Origin of the sequence: Selenihalanaerobacter shriftii (assembly GCF_900167185.1) — a bacterium.
GTDB lineage: Bacteria > Bacillota > Halanaerobiia > Halobacteroidales > Acetohalobiaceae > Selenihalanaerobacter > Selenihalanaerobacter shriftii.
In genome coordinates this window covers 84,904-109,861 of sequence record NZ_FUWM01000011.1, presented here as the reverse complement: position 1 = coordinate 109,861, position 24,958 = coordinate 84,904, and the positions used below count along the sequence as shown (strand labels likewise).

Sequence of the window (24,958 nt, the reverse complement as noted above, 5' to 3'; positions counted from 1 at the left end):
TTTAAAGATTAAAAAGGAGGAGACAATATGGGGTTAACTATAAGAGAAGCTTTAGAATTAAAAGAATTACAAGAGGTAAAGATTGTAGCAGGTAGAAAGAAGGTTGATAATGAAATCAGATGGATTCATATAGGAGAAACATCTTCTATAGCAGATTGGTTAAAAGGCGGAGAACTGCTTTTAACTTGTGCACATGGAATTAAAGATAATGATGATGAACAGGAATATTTGATTAAAGAGTTAGCAGATAAGGATATAGCGGCTTTAGCTATAGAGCCAGGTTATTACTTTGAAAATATCCCCCAAAATATGATTAAATTAGCTAATGAATTAGATTTAACTTTATTAGAAATTCCTAAAGGGATGCCTTTTTTAAAATTAACTGAAGTGCTAATGGATAAAATAGTTAATCAATCACCTTTTGATAAATTAATTGATGATTCACATGAGATTTATGGACTTGAATCTAAAACTGGTCCTAAGGCTTTGTTCTGTATTGATAAAGAGCAAATACTATTTGATGAGGTTAAGTATGGTAACAGAACAGAGGTATTTAGACTCTTAAAAGAAATCTTCATTGATATGTTAAATAGTGGATTAGAGGAGAAGTTAATTAAAACTAGATGTCTAGAAATTGCTATTATGTTATCTAGAGCAGCAATCGAAGGTGGAGTGAATTTAGAAACGGCTTTACATCTAAATGATCAATTAATTAAAGAAATGGATAAAACTAATGAATTAAAAGACAAATTTGATTTAACTAAACATTTTGTTAATAGATATATGGATTTAATTCATGAAAAGGCTAAAATGAAGAATTTAGAGACTGTTCAAAAAGTAAAAGATTTTATTTGGGATAATTATTCAGATAAGTTAACCCTAGACCAGATATCTTCTCATGTTTATTTAAGTGCTTCTCATTTAAGTAAGATTTTTAAAGAAGCTACTAGTGTTACAATTATGGAATATGTAAATCAAATTCGGTTAAGAGAATCTAAAAAACTATTAAGAAAGACTGAGATGCCACTAAATAAAATTGCTGAAATTTCAGGGTATTATGATGCTAGTTATTTTAGCAAAGTGTTTAAAAGGGAGTCAGGGATAACCCCTGGTCAGTATAGGTTAAATACTTTCAAAAGAAGTTGATTATTTAATACAATGGTAGCTTCCTCTCATACATTGTTTTCAAATTATGGATTGGATATACTTAATATAGAAAATAAGAGTATAATCAAAAAAATAGGGAGGAAAATAATTATGATTAAGGGTGGAGTGAGAGGAAGACATTATAAACCGTTTACTGATGATGATTTAAGACAACTTGACGATTCTATTATGCATATGTTATCAGAAACAGGAGTCAATGTTAATAGTAAGCAGGCATTAGAGATTTTTGAAGAGAATGGAGCAGAAGTCGATTATGATGAAAAGATGGTGAAGATTCCCCAGAGTTTAGTTAAAGAATGTATTGAGAAAGCACCATCAAATGTAACATTATATGGTAGAGAAGAAGAGCATAATCTAGAGATAGGTGAAAATAGAGTTCATTATGGAACAGGTGGAACAGTATTAGATGTATTAGACTTAGAAACAGGACAGAAGCGTAGGATTAATATTAAAGATGTAGCTGATATTGCTAAGTTGGTTGATTATTTAGAAAATATTCATTTCTTAGTAATTCCAGTTTACCCTCAAGAATGTGATGATCAAAATGTGGATGTTAATAGATTTTATTCAGCATTGTCAAATACATCTAAGCATATTATGGGTGGAGTTTACTCAATTAAAGGAATTAGAGAAGTAATTGATATGGCTTCTAAGATTGCTGGAAGTAAAGAAGCTTTAGTAAAAAAACCATTTATTTCTTTTATTACTTGCGTAATGTCTCCATTAGTATTAGACGATACTTATACTGATTTCTTAATAGAAATAGCTAAACATGGCTTACCAGTAGCTATTCCAGCAGAACCATTATCTGGAGCAACAGGACCAATTACTATTGCTGGTAATATAGCTTTAATGGCTGCTGAATCTATAGCTGGTGTAGTTTTAGCACAGTTAGTTAATCCAGGTACTCCAGTGTTATTTGCTTCTACTGCTTCAGCAATGGACCTTAATACGGCTCTTTATATTACTGGTGAAGTTGAAATGGGGCTTATGCATGCAGGTGTAGCACAGGTAGCTCAGTATTATGGATTACCGCTTTATGCTACTGCTGGAATGAGTGATGCTAAGCTTCCAGATGTGCAAGCAGGTTATGAAAAAGCGATGACTACTCTATTAGCAGGTATGTCAGGTGCTAACTTTATTCATGATTCAGCTGGATTATTAGAGATGTGTCAGACTGTTGCTTATGAACAGTATGTAATAGATAATGAAATTATCGGTATGGCTATGAGAGCAATTAAAGGTATTGAAGTAAATGAAGAAACAATTGCTACAGATGTAATTGAGAGGGTTGGGCCAGGTGGACATTTCTTAACGGATGAACATACAAGAAAACATATGCGTACAGAATTTTTCCAACCAAAAGTTAGTGACCGCTTAACTCGTGAAGCTTGGGAGGAACAAGGCTCTAAACCTACTCGAGAAAGAGCGATTGAGATGGCTAAAGATATCTTAAATGATCATCAGCCACTGGGTATTGATGAGAAATTAGATAAAGAGATTAAAAAGGAGTTTCCACATATTTTATTAGAAAATAATGCAGGAGAAAATGCTTCGTAGATGTTAACGAACTTGTCTAGGGGCTTATTAATAGCTTTTAGGCAAGTTTATATTAACGAAAATTTTCAGAATATTTACTACAAATTGTATTTTATATAATAATATGGTGCTACGAAGTAAATATGCTAGAATGTATTATCTTTAGTAATGTTATAAAGTAATAAACTACAAGGAGGGGTGCTATGCCATATCAAGGTGGAATGCTTAAATTTTTAAATGAAGAACAGAAGGGTAGGGTCCATCAGGAAACATTAAAAGTACTTAATGAGGTAGGAGTAAAAGTAGAGAATAAAAAAGCTTTAGAACTATTTGATGATAAAGGGGCAAAAGTTGATTTTAATGAAAGTTTAGTTAAACTACCTCCAAGTATGGTGGAAGATGCCATTGACACTGCACCATCTAAGGTAATATTATACGGAAGAGAAGATGAACATAATCTAGAATTAGGTGGTACTAATGTTTATTTAGGTACTGGAGGTACTGCTGTTAATGTTTTGGATATAGAAACTGGTAAACGGAGGATGTCAACATCTGAAGATGTGTCTAAGATTACTAAGTTAGTTCATAACTTAGATAATATTGATTTTTTAGTTATTCCGGTTTTTCCAGATGATGCTGGAAAAGAAGGGGCAGATGAAGCCAGGTTCTTTAATGCAATGAAGAATACTACTAAACATATTATGGGTGGTATTTATACTTTAGAAGGGCAAAAGAAAGTAATAGATGCCGCTGTAAAGATTGCAGGGTCTGAAGAAGAGTTTAGACAAAAACCATTTATTTCATTTATAGCTAATATCATGAGCCCATTAACTATGGAGAAGGATTACACAGATTATTTTAGATATGCAGTAGAGAGAGGTGTTCCGGTTGTAGGACCGACTGCTCCGATTGCTGGCGCTACAAGTCCAATTACATTACCTGGAACTATAGTACAGACTAATGCTGAGGCTCTATTTATGGTTGTTTTTAGTCAATTAATAGAACCAGGGGCTAAAACATTATATGGAACTGTTCCAACTAATATGGATATGAAGACTTCTAATTTCCGATTTGCTTCCATTGAAATGGGGATTATGAATGCAACTTGTGCAGAGATGGCTCAATATTATGAATTACCTATTTATAATACAGCAGGAATTTCTGATTCTAAGGCTCCAGATATTCAAGCAGGATACGAAAAGATGTCAAATATCTTGATGTCAGCTTTAACTGGAACGAATTATATTCATCATGCAGCAGGATTAATAGATAGTGGAATGACTGCTGCTTATGAGCAATATGTAATTGATAATCAAATGATAGGTATGGCGAAACGAGTTTTAAGAGGATTAGAGTTTAGTGAAGATAGGTTAGCTTATGATGATATTAAGGAAGTAGGTCCAGGTGGTAACTTTTTAACCCAGGCAAGTACTCTCCAATATATGCGTACTGAATTCTTTGATGATGCTTTATATGATGCTTCTGACTGGGGAGATTGGGTTAAAGATGGAGCACCAGATGCTCGAGAAAGAGCTCGAAATATTGCCCAGGAAATTTTGGCTCAAAACACTGATTCATTAGTTGATGAAGAATTATTAGGATTTTAAATTTAATTATAAGAAGGGGGAAGTAAAAATATGCAATTTGGACCTTATGATTTATTAATGGACTTTGGATTAATGTCGGGACTTTTATTCATTGCTCAGGTTCTAAGATCTAGGATTAAATTAATTCAAAACTTGTATTTACCATCTTCTTTGATCGCTGGATTTTTAGGGTTGTTTTTAGGGCCACAGTTTTTGGGGTGGCTTCCTTTTAGTGATCAAATGGCAAGCTATGCTTATATGTTGGTAGTAGTCTTATTTGCTACTTTATTTATTGGTAAGAAACAACAAACATCAGTTAAAAAAGTTATAGATAAAGTAGGAGATACATTTACTTTAAATTTAGCAGCTGAGATTGGTGGGTTTGGTACTTCCTTATTAATTGGTGGTTTCATACTTAAAAAGTTTTTTCCAGATGTCCCAGAGATGTTTGCAATATTACAACCGGCTGGCTTTGTTGGGGGTCACGGTTATGCAGCAGCTATAGGTGGAACTCTTAAAACTGTAGCTGGCTGGAAAGAAGCTTTAACTATTGGACAAACTTTTGCAACTGTAGGTATTTTATCTGGAGTCTTTGGTGGATTAGTCTTAATTAATATTGCTACGAGAATAAAGGCAACTAGGTTTATTAAGACTATGGCTGAATTGCCAGATAGTATGAGAACAGGATTAGTTCCGGAAGATAAACGAAATACAATGGGACAAGAGACAGTTAATCCAATGTCAATAGACCCTCTTTCCTGGCATTTATTATTGGTGTTAATAGCAACTGCTGGTGGATATTATAGTTATTATGGATTTAAAGCTATATTACCTGAAATTACTTTACCGATGATGTGTTTATCGATGTTGTCGGGTGTACTTTTACACTTTATTCTAAAAGCAGTAGGCTTAGGAGACTATGTAGATAGGAAGGTTATTACTAGAATAGGTAGTACTGCTACAGATTATTTAGTTGGTTTTGGAGTCGCTTCAATTAAGGTAGCAATAGTTGTTAAGTATGCTGCACCAATTATAATCATGACGGCAATAGGTGTTGGTTATGGGATCTTCTTTTTATTTTTTGTTGGAAGGAAGTTATTCCAAAACTTTTGGTTCGAGCGTTCAATATTTGTATATGGTTGGAGTACTGGAGTTGTAGCAATGGGAGTTACTCTACTTAGAATTGTAGACCCGGAGTTTGAAAGTGGGACATTAGAGGATTATGGTATGGCATATATGGTAATTGCTTTTATTGAGTTGGCAATAGTTTCTATAGTACCTCTCTATGTTGCTAAAGGTAATGTGATGCTGTCAGGTGCAATTTTACTTGCAATTTGGGCAATCTTATTACTCATTACTGCATGGAAATATGGTGTGCGTGATGAAGGAGTAGCTGATTTTAGACCAGGAGAGAAGGAAGTTATTGAAGGATAAGTTCTTGTGACATTTAAATTATAGCAATTTCATGCCTTAAATTATAGTAATTCCATGCTTTGAATTCAAAGCATGGAATTACTTATTTTTAATTGAAATAAAAATGATTTTAATTCATTCTAATTAGCAAGCATCAAAAAAATTAAAAAATCCATAAAATTATTCAGGAATTGACTTTCCATTGACGATAATTTCTTATAATGAAATTAAACTACTCAATATTGTAGTAAAATTAAAAGTTTATAATTTAATTAATTATTTAAATATAAGATTTAAAGGAGGATTATAAAATGGAATTTGATGTTTCTGAAGCTATGGAGTTTAAGTTATCTGATGAATTACCAGAAATGCCTGAGTTTGAAGAGGGAATTAGAAGGGCACCAAAAAGAGAACTTAATTTAAATCAAAAGGAAATGGAGATTGCTTTAAAGAATGCTTTAAGGTATATTTCGCCTGAATTACATGAAAAATTAGCACCAGAATTTATGGAAGAATTATTGACACATGGAAGGATTTATGGATACCGATATCGTCCGGAAGGAAATATTAAGGCTAAACCGATAGATGAATATGAAGGAAAGACTACTGAAGGTAAAGCATTACAATTAATGATTGATAATAATTTAGATTTTGATATTGCACTTTACCCTTATGAGTTAGTAACATACGGTGAATCTGGACAGGTATGTCAAAATTGGATGCAGTATAGATTAATTAAAAAATATTTACAAGAAATGACTGAGGATCAGACTTTAGTAGTTCAATCTGGTCATCCTTTGGGTTTATTTCCATCTAAGCCAGATGCTCCTAGAGTAATATCTACAAATGGATTAATGGTAGGGATGTTTGATAACGATGAAGCATTCAATAAAGCAGCAGCTATGGGAGTAGCTAATTATGGACAGATGACAGCTGGTGGGTGGATGTATATAGGACCACAGGGAATAGTTCACGGTACTTATCTTACTTTACTTAATGCTGGGCGTAAATTCTTAGGAAATGATTTTGATGAGAATTTAGCTGGTCAATTATATATTACCTCTGGATTAGGTGGTATGAGTGGAGCTCAAGCTAAGGCTATTGAAATTGCCGGTGGTGTTGGAATAATTGCTGAAGTTGATAAGTCTCGAATTAAGACTCGTCATGAACAAGGTTGGCTTAGTGAAGCGTCTGATGATTTAGATGAAATTTTTGAGTGGGTAGAAGAATACCAAGCAAAAGAAGAAGCTGTTTCGATAGCTTATCATGGTAATGTAGTTGATTTATTAGAATATGTTGTTGAGAATGATATTGAATTAGAGTTATTATCAGATCAGACTTCTTGTCACGCTGTATATTCTGGTGGATACCACCCAGTAGGCTATAATTTTGAAGATGGTAGAGAATTACTTAATAATAATCCTGATAAGTTTGGTGAAAAAGTAGATAAAACATTAAGAAAGCATTACGGGTTTATTAAAGAGTTAGTAGATCGAGGAACTTACTTCTTTGATTATGGTAATAGCTTCATGAAAGCTGTTTATGATGCAGGAGTTCCAGAGATAGCTAAGAATGAAGAGGATCCAAGTCAAGGATTTATCTTTCCGTCATATGTAGAAGATGTCATGGGACCGATTTGTTTTGATTACGGTTATGGGCCTTTCCGTTGGGTTTGCTTAAGCGGTACAGATGAAGATTTAAGAAAGACAGATGAAGCTGCTAAAGAATGTATTGATCCAGAACGAAGAGCTCAAGATTATGATAATTATCAGTGGATTAATGATGCAGAAGAGAATGATTTAGTAGTAGGTTCAAAGGCAAGAATTTTATATGCTGATGGACAAGGTCGAGTTAAAATTGCTCTTAAATTTAATGAATTAGTTCGAAAAGGTGAAATTGATCCAATTATGTTAGGACGAGACCATCATGATGTTAGTGGGACAGATTCTCCATTTAGAGAAACAGCTAATATTAAAGATGGTAGTAATGTGATGGCTGAAATGTCTATTCAATGTTTTGCTGGTAATTGTGCTCGAGGAATGACTCTAGCTGTAGAAAGTAATGGTGGCGGTGTTGGAATCGGCAAATCCTTTAATGGTGGTTTTGGTTTAGTACTAGATGGTAGTAAGAGAGTTGATGAGGTTATTAAATCTGCTTTAGATTGGGATGTTCATGGCGGTGTTGCTAGAAGAGCATGGGCTAGAAATAAGAATGCAATTGAAACTATGCAGGAATGGAATGAAAGAAATGAAGGTAGAGGCCATGTAACGATTCCATATCAACCAGAAGAAGGACTAGTTGAAAATATCGTTGCTGATTATTTAGATAAAGAGTAATAATATAGTTCACAATTGACAGTGTACAGTTATAAGATCAAGCTCTTAAGATCTTAAGAGCTTAAGTGACCTAAAAAGATTTATATCTACAGATTTAGGGTGATTTTAAATTTGGGGTTTTAACTGTCAACTGGACACTGTAAACTATAAACTGATATAAGGGAGGATAAATAATGAGTTTTTCTGATTATACTCTAGAAGAATTTGTAAATGAATTAGGTAGTAAGTCTTCTACACCAGGAGGAGGAAGTACTGCTGGATTAGGTGGTGCTTTAGCTTCTAGTTTAGCTTTGATGGTAATTAAATTAACTAAAGATTCGGATTTAGATAAATATACTGCTGATTTAAATGATATGAAATCAGAAGCACTAGAATTAATTGATGAAGATTCAGAGAGCTTTGATAAAGTAATGTCAGCATTTAAATTACCTAAAGAGACTGAAGAAGAAAAAGAAGAACGTAGTAAAGAGATTCAAAAAGCATTAAAAGGAGCTAGTATTACTCCGCTTAATACAATGAAATTAGGCTTAAAGGTATTAGAAATTGCTAAAGAGGTAGCTAAGGAAGGTAACCCTAATGCTGCTTCTGATGTGGGAGTAGCTGGATTGATGGCTTTAAGTACTGTTAAAGGCGGGAGCTATAATGTGCTGATAAATGCTCAATCTTTAAAGGATGAAAAAGTTTCTAAGGAACTAAAAGATGAAGCTAACGATATAATTGCTAAGGCAGAAAAATTAGCTAATGAGATTGAAGAGATCACTGCAAGTAAAATTTCAGGCTAATTTAAATATATTAAAAATTAGATATAAGATTACACAGGCAAGGAACAGACTAAGTTGAGATTAAGACTAAGGTTGATAATTACTTAATATTCTAATAAATTAAAGGGGTGGCAGTAATGAGTAAAATATTAGAGTGTATTCCTAACTTTAGTGAAGGAAGAGATGAAGAAAAGATTGAAAAAATTGTGGAACCATTTAAGAGCACTGATGGAGTTAAATTATTAGATTATTCAGCGGATAAAGATCATAATCGTCTTGTAGTTACTATGATTGGTAGTCCAGAAGGTTTAAAGCAATCCATGTTAGAAGCAATGGAGATTGCTATTGATGTAATTGATATGAATGAACATACAGGAGAACACCCAAGAATGGGAGCAGTAGATGTAGTGCCATTTACGCCGGTACGAAATGTTACTATGGAAGAAGCAGTAGAAATAGCTAATGAAGTAGCTAAAGAGGCTGCTGAAAAATTTGACTTACCTATCTATCTTTATGAAGATGCAGCTACTTGTCCAGAAAGAGAGAATTTAGCTGATATTAGACGTGGTGAATATGAAGCCATGAAAGAGAAAGTCCAAAAGCCTGAATGGAAACCAGATTATGGCTCAGATAAAGTTCATCCAACTGCCGGTGCAACTGTTATAGGAGCTCGGATGCCGCTAGTAGCTTATAATGTTAACCTTGACACAGATGATTTAGAGCTTGCAAATGATATTGCTCGAAAGGTACGTCATTCTGGTGGAGGTTTAAGATATTGTAAAGCTATCGGTATTGACTTAAGTGAAAGAGGTATTGTTCAGGTTTCTATGAACATGACAAATTACACTAAGACTTCACTCTATCAAGCATTTGAAATGATCAAATTTGAGGCAAAAAGGTATGGGGTAAATATTATTGGTAGTGAGCTAATTGGCCTATTGCCTGCTCAGGCATTATTTGATGTTGCTGAGTATTACTTAGGTGTGGAAGATTTCTCTTCAGAACAGATAATGGAAAATAGGTTATTGGAGGATCTATAATGAAAAAAGTATTAGTAAAGAATGCTGGAGAATTAGTTACTTGTAAAGGAAAAGCTCCTAAAACTGATTCAGATATGAATGAATTAGCAGTTATTAATGATGGATCTGTAGTAATTAAAGATGGATTGATTACTAAAGTAGGTAAAACAGAGGACGTCTTAAAAGATATTAATGAAGAAGAGTTTGAAGTTATTGATGCTGATGGCAAACCGGTTTTGCCAGGGTTTGTTGATGCTCATACTCATTTTGTATTTGGAGGCTATAGAGCTGAAGAGTATAGTTGGAGATTAAAAGGAGTACCTTACACTGAGATAATGGAAAGAGGTGGAGGTATTGTTAATTCTGTAGAATCTACTCGTAAAGCTTCATTTGAAGAATTAAAAGAAGATGCTTGCAAACGGTTAGACTCCATGATCTCTTTTGGAGTAACTACTGTTGAAGGAAAAAGTGGTTATGGACTTGAATTAGAAACTGAATTAAAGCAGTTAAAGGTGATGAAAGAATTACAAGAAGAACATGATATAGATATTAGTGCTACTTTCATGGGGGCTCATGCTATTCCTTCTGAATATGAAGGTCGCTCAGAAGAATTTATAGATTATCTAATAGATGAAGTTATGCCTCAGGTTGTCGAAGAAGGTGGGACAGAGTTTTGTGATGTCTTCTGTGATCAAGGAGTATTTACAGTAGATGAAGCTCGAAGAATCTTGCTTAAAGGTCAAGAATTAGGTTTGAAATCAAAGCTTCATGCTGATGAAATTGCTCAAGTAGGAGCAGCAGAAATGGCAGCGGAGATTGGAGCAGTATCTGCTGATCATCTACTTAAGGCTTCTGATGAAGGAATAGAATTTATGGCTGAAAAAGGGGTTATAGGGACTTTATTACCAATTACTGCTTTTAGTCTCAAAGAACCTTATGCTCGAGGCAGATACATGATTGATAATGGATTACCAGTAGCTTTAGCTACGGATTTTAATCCTGGAAGTTGTTATTCAGAATCTATTCCTTTACTTATTTCGTTAGCTACATTATATATGGGTTTAACTCCAGAAGAAGCAATAACCGCCTTAACTATTAATGGGGCTGCGGCTATAGATAAAGACCTTGAGATAGGTAGTATCGAAGTAGGTAAGGAAGGAGATTTAGTTATTCTTGATGCTCCTTCTTATAATCATTTAGCCTATCATATAGGAGTTAATATAATTGAAAGAGTTATTAAGAATGGTGAGGTAGTAGCTAATCATAAGGAATAAATATAATGTACTTCTCTTCTGATATATGCCAAGTTAGTATCTTGATTTAATTAATTTCATCAAGAACTAACTTGGTTTTTTATATTTAAATTTATTTTAAGTTAAAGCATACGTTGCTTAGATGATATTGATTTGACCTTTTTTAGATATAATTGATATAATATAGGTAATTACTGTTGAAAAATGTCAATAAACATATAGGAGGGAAGGATATGTTGCAATTGGAAGCAAAATTATTAGGAAGCCCAACAATAAAGATCAATGGAGATTCTATAGACTTTCCTTATAAAAAGGTTGAAGCTCTTTTTTATTATATTGTAGTAAAAAAGAAAGTGTCAAGAATTAAAATAGCCTCATTATTATGGGGGGATATGTTAGATGGAAAGGCTAAAAAAAATCTTCGTAATGCTCTTTATCAACTAAAGAAGGTTGTTGGTAAAGGTATAATTAATACACCAGATAGGTCTACTATATCTATTTGTGAAGATTGTCAATTGGATTTAGATATAGATGTTTTTTTAAATGAAGAAGGAGAAGAAGCAATTGAAGTATATAAAGGAGAATTCTTAAATAGTTTTTTAATTAAAAATGCTCCTGATTTTACAGATTGGATTTTTGAACAGAGGAATTACTATCTACAGTTATATATCAAAACATTAAGAAATTATAGTAAGCAACTTGAAGTTAAAGAAGAATTTCAACAAGCCATTTATTATTTAAAGTTATTAATTGAAGTTGATGAATTTAATGAAGTTGCTTATCGTGATTTAATGGGGTTATATGCAAAACAGGGTTCTATAGCTAAATCAGTTGATATTTATAAAGAATTAGAAGAACAATTGCATAGTGAATTAGGGATTACTCCAGACAAAAAGACAGTAAATCTTTTGCAGAATATAAGAGAAAGAATTTCTCATGATATAAATAGTAATGATGATAAAAAGGATGAGTATATCTTTAGAAGAGATGAGTTAGATATATTAATAAATAATTTGTCTAGATTCCTTAATGATAAATCGAGTGCTTCTATTTCTGTTTTTGGAGAAGCGGGGATTGGGAAAACTACTTTAGTTAAACAAGCTTTATCTGCAATTGAATTGAAGGATTCTTTAATTTTAAAAGCAAATTGCTTTCAAGCTGAAGAACGATATATTTTTAAACCTTGGAAAATTATTTTACAACAACTTAAAAAGAAAGTTGACTTTAATGATATAGATATCTCCTTACCGTGGAAAAAAATAATATCTTTTTTATTTCCATCGCTTTTAATTGAAGAAGAGGAAGTATTGTCAGAAGAAATGTTCAGTTTTGAATCCATTCAATGTCAGTCAGCTACAGAGGCTCTTCTTTTTCTTTTAACTGAAATTGCTAAAAATCAAAAATTAATTCTTGTCTTTGAAGATTTGCAATGGTGTGATGATAAGAGTCTCTTTCTTTTAAAGAATTTAATTCAAGAAAGCAAAAATAATAATATTTTAATTGTAATGACTTCTAGAAATGAAAGAAAGAATAGAATAGAGAATATATTCTTAGATTTAAAAAGACATAATTATATTAATGAAATTAATTTATCGCGATTAAGTTTGTCTGAAGTACAGAAGTTTGCTAATAATTCACTATCAAGTTATGAGTTCCCAGAGGAGTTAGTGACAAAAATTTATGATGAAACTGAGGGTAATACTTTCTTTTTAGTAGAGACTCTAAACTTATTGAAAAGTAAAGGTAAAGATCAGGCATTATCAAACTTACTGACGGATAAAAGTAAGGATATTTTAAGGAATAGAGTACAATCTGTTTCAAAAGAAGCACAAAATATTTTAAAACTAGCTTCTATCTGTTTTGATAAGGTGAGTTATGAATTATTATTAGATATTAGTGGAAAAAATGATTTTGAATTAATAGATTTGCTTGAAGAATTACAAGAGTATTATTTAATTGAAGAAATGCTTAGTGAAAGAAATGGTTCACCAGCCTATAAATTTACACATTCAAAGATTAGAGAATTTATTTATAATCACCAATCCTTTTCTAGAGTTAAGTTGCTACATAAAAGGATTGCACAATTTATAGAACAGAATTTACAACAAGGAGTTCGAAATAGAGATCAGTATGCTAAGTTAATTTATCATTATTCAAAAGCTGGAGATAAGCTAAAACATTTAGAATATTTAATTAAAGAATCAGAGATATATTTCCATCATACTCATGAGCTGTTTCCTATTACTAGTGATAAAAGTCTAGAAAAGGATCAGATTATATCCTTTAATCAAGAAGGGGCACATCGTTACTTAACAGAGATTAGCTCTTTGTTAGAAGAAGTAGAGCAGGAAGTTAGTGAGAATTTAGTAATAAGAGAGATGAAGGTTAAGTTTTTAAGAATGCAAGCGCAATTTTTGATTTCTGAAGGAGATTATAGTACTGCTATTGATACTATACAAAATATGATTTCAGAAGCCAGAAATGTAGATGATTGGTTAAGTATATTAAGAGGTTATCAACAGATGGCAGGTTTAGGTGTTCAAAAAGAAGAGGTTACATTTATAGAAGATAACGCAGAGAGAATGTATAGCTTAGCTGAAGAAATGGAAAAAGATGTGGAAATGGCAATAGCTCTAAGGTTTTTAGGAATTGCTAAACTTTATCAGAGAAATTATCAAGCTTCAGAGAGATTATTTAAGAATTCTTTACAAATCTTTAAAGATGCTGAAACACTAGGAAAAAAATATACATTAGGTATTGCTGTTATTTATAATTATTTAGGTGAGGTTAAAAGATATGAGAGGAAATTTGAAGAAGCAATTAATTTTTATAGACGTGGCATAAGCCTTTGTAAATCTCAAAATATTAATTGGGGATTAGGGATTTTTCATGTTAATGCTGGTCAAGTCTTCTTTGAACTTGAAGAATATGATAAAGCAAGGACATATTTTAATAATTCTTTAGAAATTTTTAAGAAATTAAAGACTATTTGGGGTTATTCAGCTATTAGCAATGGTTTTATGTCCTTGCTTTCTATTCAAAGACAAGATTATGAAAAGGCTTATGATTATTTAATAACGGCTGAAGAAACGGTAAAGCAATATCATAAAAGATATTGGCTAGGAATTCTATTAAGAATTAAAGCAGAGATTGCTAAGGAAATGAAAGAGAATGGAGAATTAGCAAAAGTATTTAAAGGTTATTTAAATGAGGATTATAGTAAGTATGCTAAAGATGCATTGTCTATTTTAGAAGAGATAGGTGCTGATTATGAAATAGAATTAGTAGATAACCTAAGTTAGAATTGATTGACTTTTGACGTTATTAAGACGACATTGTATTAAAATTAATATAGAAAGTGAAAAGATAATTCTTTAAATTAGTATTAGCTATTTTGAAAATTATTTTTGGAGAAAGAAGATGAATATTAAATTTAATATTCAAGAAAAATTAGAAATAAAGAATAATTTATTTTAATTAATGACGTTTTTTTGACGATTATGAAATATAATTAAATTGTAAAATTTTAATTTTCTTTATTTTTTCAGAAAATTGAACCATTATTCTCTAATATTAAGTTTAAAGATATATTTTGTAACTTTTAATATTAAAAATATCTTTGCATAATTAATTAAAAATGTAAGTCGTTATACTATAAGATTTTCATATAGCTAATATGATTATGTATTTACTTAATAGAATTATAAATTATGTCAGGGGGAAAAATATGAGTTGTATTGCTATCGATGGTAATAGTTTAACTTTAGATGATGTAATAGAAATAGCTAGAAACAACGTAAAAGTGAAGTTGACAGATGAAGCAGTGAAAAAAGCAAGAAAGTCTAGAGCAGTAGTAGATGAATTTGTAGAAAAAGAAGAAGTTATATATGGAATTACTACTGGATTTGGAGAACTTAGTAATGTTTATATTTCAAAAGATAAGACTGAAGATTTACAGAAGAATTTAATTTTTAGTCATTCCTGTGCAGTTGGAGAATGTTTTGAAGAAGATATTTCTAGAGCGGTAATGTTATTGAGAGCTAATGCCCTGGCAAAAGGAGTTTCAGGTATTAGATTAAAGACTTTAAATACTTTAATAGAGATGCTTAATAAAGGAGTACATCCAGTTATTCCTCAGCAAGGATCATTGGGGGCTAGCGGAGACTTAGCACCATTATCTCATATGGTATTGGTAATGCTTAATGAAGGAGAGGCAATTTATAAAGGGAAACGAATGCCTGGAAAAGAAGCAATGGAGAAGGCAGGAATTGAGCCTGTTAAGCTTAAAGCTAAAGAAGGTTTAGCTTTAATTAATGGTACTCAAATAATGACAGCTGTTGGAGCTTTAACAGTTTATGATGCTATTAATTTAATTAAATTAGCAGAGATATCATCTGCTTTAACTTTAGAAGCGTTAAATGGAATCACAGATGCTTTTGATGAAAGAGTACATAAGGTTAGACCTCATAAACATCAAATTAGTTGTGCTAAGAACTTATTAAGATTAACAGAAGGTAGTGAATATACAACAAGACAAGGTGAGGTAAGAGTTCAAGATGCGTACACGTTAAGATGTCTTCCACAGATCCATGGAGCAAGCAAAGATGCTATTGAATATGTGGAGGAGAAAGTTGAAATTGAAATAAACTCTACTACAGATAATCCTTTAATATTTGATGAAGATAAAGAGGTTATTTCTGGAGGTAATTTTCATGGACAACCTATGGCTTTACCATTCGATTTTTTAGGAATGGCTATAGCAGAATTAGCTAACGTGTCAGAACGGAGAATAGAAAGACTTGTAAACCCAAATTTAAGCGATTTACCACCATTTTTAGTAGGAGATGTAGGGGTGAATTCTGGATTTATGATTACTCAATATTCAGCAGCATCTTTAGTCTCTGAAAATAAAGTATTAGCTCATCCAGCCAGTGTTGACTCTATACCGTCCTCAGCTAATAAAGAAGATCATGTAAGTATGGGGACTACAGCTGCAAGACAAACACGGGAAATATTAAATAACACAAAACATGTGTTAGCAATAGAATTAATGGCAGCAGCTCAAGCGATAGATTTAAGAGATGAATCTAAGCAATTGGGTAAAGGGTCAGAAATTACTTATAGAAGTGTTCGAGAAGTCATAGATGAATTATGTGAAGATAGAATAATGAATTTAGATATTAATAAATCTGTTTCTTTAATTGAAGAAAATGTTATAGTAGATGCTGTAGAAGAAGAAATAGGAGAATTACATTAGAATATTAAATTTTTAATCAAAAATAAATAAAAGTAGAAGCATCCAATTGGATGCTTCTATTATAATATTATTAGCAACCATAGGTAACTGCGCTAAAAGCTTTTTTAGTTAGCAGTTTATAAATTTTATTATATGTATCAGAATATTTAGAGTTTGATTCATCAATGCCAACATTATCTAGTATTTCTGTAGTTAATTCGTGAATGTTCTTATTTTTAGGTTTGGATATAGTAGAACTTTTTATTTGATTCATAATTAATCCTCCTCTATTAAAAGAAAGTATTAAAAGGTAGTGTTAAATAATTAATTCTATATCATTATCCAAATTCCTTCATTACATTAAAGAATTAATATAATAAAAGATTAAATTGTTATTTGCAAAATAATCAGGTTTTTATAAAGGGGGTGAAGATAAAGAATTAATCTATATATTTATAATTTCAATGATAATATTTATCTGTCAAAATCATATTAGGAGGAGATATAATGAGTAAGGGAAGGAAACCAAGTCTATTTGAAGCGGTAATACCTATTTTAGTTACAGCAGTCTTATTATTTACAGGAATAGTCTTTTTAGGTATAGATCCTCATATACCTTTAGTTTTAGGTGGAGCAGTTGCAAGTATTTTAGGTATTAAATTAGGTTTTAGTTGGAAGGAAATCGAAGATGGTTTGATAGATGGAATTAATGTAGCAATGGGTTCAATAGTAATTTTAGCTATTATTGGAATCTTAATTGGTAGTTGGATTTTAAGCGGTACTGTACCAACTATGGTTTATTACGGAATGCAGCTTTTATCGCCAAAAATATTCTTAGTAGCAACAGTTTTAATCTGTTCTGTAGTTGCAATTGCAAGTGGAAGTTCTTGGACAACAGCAGGAACAGTAGGCCTTGCTTTAATTGGAGTTGGAGAAGGGTTAGGTATTCCTTTACCAATGGTGGCAGGTGCTATTATTTCTGGAGCTTATTTTGGTGATAAGATGTCACCTCTTTCTGACACTACTAACTTAGCACCAGCTATGGCAGGAAGTAATTTATTTGAACATATTGGACATATGGTTTATACTACTACACCTGCTTATATATTATCTTTAATATTATTTGGAGTAATGGGGCTAAGGTTTGGTGGTGGAAATATTGATCCAGAACAAGTGAGTCAGATCTTAACTACTTTAGATCAAACATTTACTATTAATATTTGGATGTTATTACCGGCAGTATTAGTATTCGGGATGGCAGCTAAGAAGCTACCAGCAGTTCCTACTTTAGTTATCGGTTCTGTAGTTGGTGGAATTTTTGCTATGTTATTTCAAGGAGCCGGATTTTCTGATGTAATTAATGCTATGCATTATGGATATAGTAGTGACACAGGTTTAGAAGTGATTGATAGTCTTTTAACTCGTGGTGGATTAAATAGCATGATGTGGACAATCTCACTTATTTTATGTGCTTTAGCTTTTGGTGGTATTTTAGATAAGGTTTCAGTATTAGAAGTTATAGTAAATAAGATACTATCATTTGCTACCACAACAGGGAAGTTAATAGCTAGTAATATCTTAGCTTGTATTGGCGCTAATGCATTACTAGGGGATCAATTCTTATCTATTATTGTGCCAGGTAAGATGTATAAAGCAGCTTATGAAAAGCAAGGGTTACATCCTAAGAACCTTTCTAGAGTATTAGAAGATAGTGGTACATTAACTGCAGTATTGATTCCATGGACTGCTGGAGGAGCATATATGGCTGCAACTCTAGGGGTAGATACGTTAGCTTATGTTCCTTACTGCTTCTTTAACTTATTAGTTCCTATAGTTTCTATGTTATATGGATTCATGGGAATTACTATCACTAAGTTAGATGATGAACAAATGGTTACAACAAGTGGAGAGAGTAGTTCACTTTAAAAAACTTTTAAAATATATCATGAAAAATTCATGGTAATATTATTTGGCATTTACCGAACTTTTAAAAGTTCGGTAAATGTCTTTTTGACTTTGTGAAAAAATTTGACTTTTATTTGACACATCTATCTTATGATTAGAATATAAGGTTTATAGTTAAGGACAGAAAATGAAGTTTAAAATAAAATTTTTATTACATTATATATAATAGTAATTATGATAAAAAGGAGAATAAGGTATGAAGAAATTGACAAAGTATAAAAGGTTAGAAAATGATGTATGGCAAGGAAGGATAGATGATCCAGAAAATTTTGATGCATTTCGATGGCATCAATGGGTAAAGACCATAGATTTATTAGATAAAAATTTACAACCTATTTCTAAAGAAGTAAATGGTTTCTGTTTTTTAGGATTCTGTTGTGATGAAGGGGTTGAACTAAATGAAGGGAGACCTGGGGCTGCAAAGGGTCCAATTAGTATTAGAAAAGAGATGGCAAAACTCCCTTGTAGATTTGATAAAGAGACAAAGTTATTTGATGGTGGGAATATAATTTCCTTAGGTGATGACTTAGAAACTGTCCAAAATGAGCTAGCAATAGCTGTAGAAAAGATTCTTTCCTTAAATCTTTTCCCAATAATTTTAGGTGGAGGACATGAGATAGCTTTTGGTCATTATAATGGAATATTAAGCTCAGTTTTAAAAGAATATAAAGATCCTAAAATAGGAATTATAAATTTTGATGCTCATTTTGATTTAAGGCCGTATCCAAATGGTGGTAACTCAGGAACTATGTTTAGACAGATTGCTGATAAATGTAAAGAAATAGAGATTGATTATTCATATTTTGGTGTTGGTATTCAAAAGTATGGAAATACAGTTAGTTTATTTAAAAAGGCAGATGAGTTAGGTGCAGAGTATATATTAGCAAAAGATATTAACAATTCTAATATTTTAAATGTACTAAATCAGTTAGATGATTATATTAAAAGTAATGAATATATATATATTACAATTTGTTCCGATGTGTTTTCTTCAGCTTTTGCTCCAGGAGTAAGTTCTTCTCAGCCTTTAGGACTTACACCAAAGATTGTGTTGGAATTATTAAAATATATTATTAAATCAGACAAGGTTTTGAGTTTTGATATTGCAGAGGTTTCACCGCGATTTGACCAAGATAATTCCACAGCTAATCTTGCAGCTATTATTATATTTGCAGTAATTAATACTCTAATCGGAGAAGAATAAATTATTAATCATTTTAAAGTAAAATTAAAAATTTGGTCTTAGAATTGACTTTTATTTGACGCGATTACTTTATCATTAAATTAAAATTTTAATAAACGAACAATTAAAGAAGGGATATAACTCTGAATTACAATAATTAATTCAGATTTTACATTGGCTATTTCTTCCTTCTTGTATATACTTAAGTTAGAAATTATACTTTTAGTTAAATAATGAAAAGCAAGAAGGGATAAAATGCTAAGTATGGCTCATATTATTGGAATGGTAACTACTATTTTAGGTATGACAATTATTAATCTTTTAGCTAGTAGAAATGTAAAGACTATGTCTGAATTTATATTAAGGTTAAAGCAAGGGATAAAATGTTATTAGAAAGAACTATTAATTATGGATGATATGGTGTTCTTACTTTAATATTTATTAAAAAAGCAGAATAATATTACAATTTGGTTTATTTTGCAGGTAAACAAAGATAGATGTCTAAGGTAGTTAGTGAGTTATTAAAAAAATATTGTAATTAATTAAATTTTTCAATAAGTAGTTTATAATAAGTTTTGAAAGGTGTGAGTTTAATGGAGAAAAAGACATTAGTATTAGGGGTTATCGGTTCAGATGTTCACGCCATTGGGAATAGGATTTTAGAAGAAGCATTAACTAAGGCAGGATTTGAGATTATAAATATTGGTGTTTTATCACCACAAGAAGATTTTATTAATGCAGCTGTTGAGACTGATGCAGACGTTATTTTAGTTTCATCTCTTTATGGACATGGTGAGATAGATTGTCAAGGGTTTAAAGAAAAATGTATAGAAGCAGGTTTGGAGGATGTGCTTTTATATATTGGCGGTAATTTAGTGATTGGCAAACAAAATTGGGAAGAGACTAAAAAGAAGTTTTTGGATATGGGATTTGATCGAGTTTATCCTCCTGGAATTTTACCTGAAGAACCAATTGCTGATTTGAAAAAGGATTTAGGCATCAAAGAGTAGTTATTAATTATTTAACGGGGTGATTCTATGGGGTTAACTTTATTATTCGATATAGGAAGTACTTATACTAAAGCTATAGTTGTAGATTTAGACAAAATTGAATTAAAAGCTCAAGCTAAAGCTTTAACAACTGTACAGGATGATGTGACGATTGGGATAAAAAAAGTTTTAGATAATTTAGTTGACCAGGGAATTGATTTAAATGATGTAGAACACCGTTTAGCTTGTAGTAGCGCAGCTGGCGGACTAAAGATGATAGCAGTTGGTTTAGTACCTGAATTAACTGCCGAAGCAGCTAAGAGAGCTGCTTTAGGAGCAGGAGCTAAGGTAGCTAATGTATATTCTTATGAACTAACAGCAAATGAACTAGATGAAATAATAATAGAAGAACCAGATATCATTCTTTTAGCTGGAGGAACAGACGGGGGGAATAAAGATGTAATATTGCATAATGCAAAAGTATTTGCAGAATCTAAATTATCTACTCCTATTGTAATAGCTGGTAATAAAGTTGCTGCTCAAAAAGCAGAGAATATTTTAGTAGATGGACAAAAGGAAGTGTACGTTACTGCTAATGTAATGCCTAAATTAGAAGAATTAAATATTAAACCTGCTAGAGAAATAATTAGGAAAATATTTTTAGATAAGATCATTCATGCTAAAGGTTTATCTAAAGCAAAAGAGTATATAAACCAAGTGATTATGCCTACACCTTCAGCCGTCATGAATGCTGCTAAGTTAATTGCTGAAGGAACAGATAATGAGGAGGGCTTAGGTGAACTACTAATAGTTGATATTGGTGGAGCTACTACTGATATTCACTCAATAGCTAAAGGAACTCCTACTAAAAGTGGAGTTAAGGTAAAAGGTTTGGTAGAGCCGTATGTTAAAAGAACAGTTGAAGGCGATTTAGGAATGCGTTATAGTGCTCCAGCCTTGTTAGAATTAGTTAGAAATAAAGAAATATTAAGTTATCTTTCAGAAGGAGTAACAGAGGATGATTTAGAAGAATATATTAATAAAGTTAGAAAGAATGTTGAGTATATACCTCAGAATGAACTAGAAGAAAAGATTGATTCGGCTATTGCTAAAATAGCTACTAAATTAGCTGTACAAAGACATGTAGGTCAGATACAGACTACTTATACTCCTTTTGGAACAGAATATATTCAATATGGTAAAGATTTAACAGATTTAAATTTAATTATAGGAACAGGGGGAGTTCTGGTTCATAGTAAAGCACCTAATACAATATTAAAAGAAGGGCTATTTACTGAAACAGATCCTACTATTCTAGCTCCTATGGAACCTAAATTAATGCTAGATGATAAATATATTTTGGCAGCTATTGGCTTATTGATGGAAATTTCAAAGTCTAAGGCTGTTAGATTGGCTAAAAAACATCTTAAAAAGCTTAACTAAGGAGGAAGAGGAATGAAACTAAAAAATAAAAAGTGGAGCTTAGATAAATTTATGCAGATTAGAGAGGAAGTTTTAAAGCAGTGGGATACAGGAGCTGAAGTTGATTTAGAAGATGCTATTGAATATCATAAATCTCTACCAGAGCAGAAGGATATGTCCAAGAAATTAATTGAAGCTAAAGAAGAAAAAATTACCTTAACTCAACCTAGAGCAGGGGTAGCTTTAATCGATGAACATGTTGAGTTACTTAAATTTTTAAAAGAAGAAGGTCAGGCTGATTTATTGCCGACTACCATTGATAGTTATACAAGACAGAATAAATACCAAGAGGCTGAAGAGGGTATTAAACAGAGTAAAACTGAAGAACGTTCAATGTTAAATGGATTTCCAGCAGTTAACCATGGTATTAAGGGATGCAGGAAAGTAATTGAATCCTTAGATGCTCCAGTTCAGGTTAGACATGGAACACCGGATGCTAGACTATTAGCGGAGATTACTTTAGCTGGTGGTTTTACTAGTTATGAAGGTGGTGGAATTTCTTATAATATTCCTTATGCTAAAGATGTTTCTATTGAAAAGACTATTTATGATTGGCAGTATGTTGATAGATTAATTGGATATTATGAAGAAAAGGGAATTTCAATTAATAGAGAACCATTTGGTCCCCTAACGGGAACATTAGTACCACCGTCTATATCTCATAGTGTAGCCATTATTGAAGGACTTTTGGCAGCTGAACAAGGTGTTAAGAATATTACTCTAGGATATGGACAGTGTGGAAACCTAACACAAGATGTAGCAGCTATTCAGACTTTAGAAGAATTAGCTGAAGAATATTTATCAGAATATGATGATATAGTTTTAACTACAGTATTTCATCAGTGGATGGGTGGTTTCCCACAAGATGAATCTCAAGCATTTGGGGTTATTTCATGGGGAGGAGCAACTGCTGCATTAGCACAAGCTACTAAAGTAATAGTAAAGACCCCTCATGAAGCTTTAGGAGTACCAACTAAGGAAGCAAATGCTCAAGGATTGAAAACAACTAAGCAAGTAGTTAATATGTTAAAGGATCAACATTTTATGCCTAATGGTGTTTTAGAAAAGGAAAAAGAGATGATTAAAAAAGAGACTAAAGAGATACTTAATCGAGTCTTTGAATTAGGTAAAGGAGATTTGGCTAAAGGAACAGTTAGAGCTTTTGAAGCAGGAGTTTTAGATATTCCATTTGCTCCAAGTAAATACAATGCAGGTAACTTATTACCGGCTAGAGATAATAATGGCGCAGTCCGTTATTTAAATCATGGAAATTTACCATTCTCTGAAGAAGTAATTAATTTCAATAAAGAAAAATTAGAAGAAAGAGGTAAAGATGAAGAAAGAGATCCAAGTTTTCAAATGGTAATTGATGATATTTATGCTATTGGTAAAGGGATGTTAGTAGGAAAACCCAGAACGTAAACCCAAATCCATAGCCAGCCTTGTTTTATAGGCTGGTAGAGGAAAACCCAGAACGTAAACCCAAATCCATAGCCAGCCTTGTTTTATAGGCTGGTAGAGGAAAACCAAGAACATAATCCTACGTCCATAGCCAGCCTTGGTTTATAGGCTGGATGAGGAAAACCCAGAACATAATCCTACGTCCACAGCCAGCCTTGGTTTTTAGGCTGGATGGTTGGTTTATAAGCTTTAAGTGGTGAGAACTTTTACCCACACTAATGTTTCATACTTACTTCTCACCACTTAACCTTCATTATTTAATAATTCTATTTATCAGTTGTTATTTATGCTCTATTAAAGGGGGAAGTAAAAATGAAGATAAAAGAAATTGTTACATCTCCAGGATTAACAGGATTCTACTTTGATGATCAACAAGCAATTAAAGACGGTGCTGAACATGATGGAGTTACATATATAGGAGAGGCAATTACTGAGGGATTTACTTCTATTCGTCAAGCAGGTGAGTCTATTTCCATTATGATTATTTTAGAAGATGGTCAAGTTGCTTATGGAGATTGTGCTGCTGTACAATATTCAGGAGCTGGTGGTAGAGATCCGTTATTTTTAGCCGAAGAGTTTATACCGATTATTGAGGAGAAGATCGGACCAGAATTAATTGGAAAAGAGTTAAATAGTTTTAGAGAGTTAGCAGAAGAATTTGATAATTTTAAAGTAAATGGTAAAAGATTGCATACTGCTATTCGGTATGGACTTACTCAAGTATTATTAGATGCTGTAGCTAAAGCTAAGAAGAAGACGATGACTGAAGTAGTAGCTGAAGAATATGGTTTAGAATTAAGTGTAAAGCCAGTACCTATCTTTACTCAAACTGGTGATGACCGATATCTAAATGCTGATAAGATGATTATTAAACATGCTGATGTTTTACCTCATGGGTTAATTAATAATGTAAAAGAAAAGTTAGGCGAGAATGGTGAAAAATTATTAGAATATGTTAAATGGTTAAAAGATAGAGTTGAAGAGCTTAAGAATGAAGAAGATTATCAACCTATCTTTCATATTGATGTTTATGGGACTATTGGTTTAGCTTTTGATAATGATCCAGAAAAAATGGCAGAGTATTTAAAAGGATTAGATGAAGCAGCTCAGCCGTATACACTTAGGATAGAAGGACCGATGGATTCTGGAAGTAGAAAAGCTCAGATTAAGGACATGAAGGCCTTAAGAGAAGAAGTAAAGAAACAGGATATAGATGTAGAGTTAGTTGCTGATGAATGGTGTAATACATTAGAAGATATTAAGATGTTTGTTGATGAAGAAGCGGCAGATATAGTACAGATTAAGACTCCAGATTTAGGTGGAATTAATAATACTATAGAAGCAGTACTTTATTGTAAAGAGAATGGTGTTGGAGCTTATCAAGGTGGAACTTGTAATGAAACTGAACGTTCAGCTCAGATTTGTGTTAATTTAGCTTTAGCAACTAGACCAGATCAAATGCTTGCTAAACCAGGTATGGGGGTAGATGAAGGTTTAATGATTGTGAAAAATGAAATGGAAAGAGTGTTGAGTTTACTTCGGGTGAGTCAAAGACTATAATTATAGGA

The 24,958-nt window shown here is 32.2% G+C and carries 18 protein-coding genes; 17 read left to right on the top strand and 1 reads right to left on the bottom strand.

From position 1 onward, the window contains the following. Positions 1-27: 27 nt before the first annotated feature. From B5D41_RS07645 to hutH, 10 genes are all read left to right on the top strand, one after another. On the top strand, positions 28-1,146 hold the full coding sequence (locus tag B5D41_RS07645; protein ID WP_078810042.1) for a PucR family transcriptional regulator ligand-binding domain-containing protein: 1,119 nt from the start codon (positions 28-30) through the stop codon (positions 1,144-1,146). Between the two features lie 111 nt (positions 1,147-1,257). Then, positions 1,258-2,727, top strand: coding sequence for a trimethylamine methyltransferase family protein (locus B5D41_RS07640; RefSeq protein ID WP_159442920.1), 1,470 nt, complete (start codon positions 1,258-1,260; stop codon positions 2,725-2,727). Between the two features lie 182 nt (positions 2,728-2,909). After that, positions 2,910-4,313 (top strand): trimethylamine methyltransferase family protein, encoded by a 1,404-nt coding sequence (locus B5D41_RS07635; protein ID WP_078810040.1) that lies wholly within the window; start codon positions 2,910-2,912, stop codon positions 4,311-4,313. A gap of 30 nt (positions 4,314-4,343) precedes the next feature. Further along, a complete protein-coding gene (locus tag B5D41_RS07630) occupies positions 4,344-5,726 on the top strand; it encodes a sodium/glutamate symporter (protein ID WP_078810039.1) in 1,383 nt (460 codons plus the stop codon). A gap of 290 nt (positions 5,727-6,016) precedes the next feature. Beyond that, positions 6,017-8,041: a urocanate hydratase gene (locus B5D41_RS07625; RefSeq protein WP_078810038.1), complete on the top strand. Its 2,025-nt coding sequence runs from the start codon at positions 6,017-6,019 to the stop codon at positions 8,039-8,041. A 173-nt stretch (positions 8,042-8,214) separates the two neighbouring features. Continuing rightward, entirely contained in the window at positions 8,215-8,823 is a 609-nt protein-coding gene (locus tag B5D41_RS07620; RefSeq protein WP_078810037.1) for a cyclodeaminase/cyclohydrolase family protein, read from the top strand. A gap of 116 nt (positions 8,824-8,939) precedes the next feature. Continuing rightward, positions 8,940-9,842 carry a glutamate formimidoyltransferase gene (gene ftcD / locus B5D41_RS07615; protein ID WP_078810036.1) on the top strand — a complete coding sequence of 301 codons (903 nt, stop codon included), beginning with the start codon at positions 8,940-8,942 and terminating at the stop codon, positions 9,840-9,842. After that, positions 9,842-11,095: an imidazolonepropionase gene (gene hutI, locus B5D41_RS07610; protein ID WP_078810035.1), complete on the top strand. Its 1,254-nt coding sequence runs from the start codon at positions 9,842-9,844 to the stop codon at positions 11,093-11,095. The genes ftcD and hutI overlap by 1 nt, the downstream gene beginning before the upstream one ends. Before the next feature lie 212 nt (positions 11,096-11,307). Next, positions 11,308-14,376, top strand: a complete 3,069-nt coding sequence (locus tag B5D41_RS07605; RefSeq protein ID WP_078810034.1) for an AAA family ATPase — start codon at positions 11,308-11,310, stop codon at positions 14,374-14,376. A 425-nt stretch (positions 14,377-14,801) separates the two neighbouring features. Then, positions 14,802-16,331: a histidine ammonia-lyase gene (gene hutH, locus B5D41_RS07600; protein ID WP_078810033.1), complete on the top strand. Its 1,530-nt coding sequence runs from the start codon at positions 14,802-14,804 to the stop codon at positions 16,329-16,331. A gap of 70 nt (positions 16,332-16,401) precedes the next feature. Here the strand turns inward: hutH and B5D41_RS07595 are convergent, their stop codons facing one another. Beyond that, on the bottom strand, positions 16,402-16,584 hold the full coding sequence (locus tag B5D41_RS07595) for a hypothetical protein (protein WP_078810032.1): 183 nt from the start codon (positions 16,582-16,584) through the stop codon (positions 16,402-16,404). A 233-nt stretch (positions 16,585-16,817) separates the two neighbouring features. Between B5D41_RS07595 and nhaC the strand changes: the two genes are divergently transcribed. The 7 genes from nhaC (at position 16,818) to B5D41_RS07565 (ending at position 24,950) form a co-directional block, all read left to right on the top strand. Then, the gene (gene nhaC / locus B5D41_RS07590; RefSeq protein ID WP_078810031.1) at positions 16,818-18,236 is read left to right on the top strand and encodes a Na+/H+ antiporter NhaC; all 1,419 of its coding nucleotides are present in this window, start codon (positions 16,818-16,820) and stop codon (positions 18,234-18,236) included. A gap of 235 nt (positions 18,237-18,471) precedes the next feature. Next, positions 18,472-19,479: a formimidoylglutamase gene (gene hutG, locus B5D41_RS07585; protein ID WP_078810030.1), complete on the top strand. Its 1,008-nt coding sequence runs from the start codon at positions 18,472-18,474 to the stop codon at positions 19,477-19,479. A gap of 234 nt (positions 19,480-19,713) precedes the next feature. Continuing rightward, entirely contained in the window at positions 19,714-19,851 is a 138-nt protein-coding gene (locus tag B5D41_RS14095; RefSeq protein WP_159442919.1) for a hypothetical protein, read from the top strand. A 200-nt stretch (positions 19,852-20,051) separates the two neighbouring features. Further along, complete coding sequence (glmS, locus tag B5D41_RS07580) at positions 20,052-20,468, top strand: methylaspartate mutase subunit S (RefSeq protein ID WP_078810029.1); 417 nt, start codon at positions 20,052-20,054, stop codon at positions 20,466-20,468. A 27-nt stretch (positions 20,469-20,495) separates the two neighbouring features. Then, positions 20,496-21,890 carry a methylaspartate mutase accessory protein GlmL gene (gene glmL, locus B5D41_RS07575; RefSeq protein ID WP_078810028.1) on the top strand — a complete coding sequence of 465 codons (1,395 nt, stop codon included), beginning with the start codon at positions 20,496-20,498 and terminating at the stop codon, positions 21,888-21,890. A 12-nt stretch (positions 21,891-21,902) separates the two neighbouring features. Continuing rightward, a complete protein-coding gene (locus B5D41_RS07570; RefSeq protein ID WP_078810027.1) occupies positions 21,903-23,351 on the top strand; it encodes a methylaspartate mutase subunit E in 1,449 nt (482 codons plus the stop codon). Positions 23,352-23,702: 351 nt separating this feature from the next. Further along, positions 23,703-24,950, top strand: coding sequence for a methylaspartate ammonia-lyase (locus B5D41_RS07565; protein ID WP_078810026.1), 1,248 nt, complete (start codon positions 23,703-23,705; stop codon positions 24,948-24,950). The last annotated feature ends 8 nt before the right edge of the window (positions 24,951-24,958 follow it).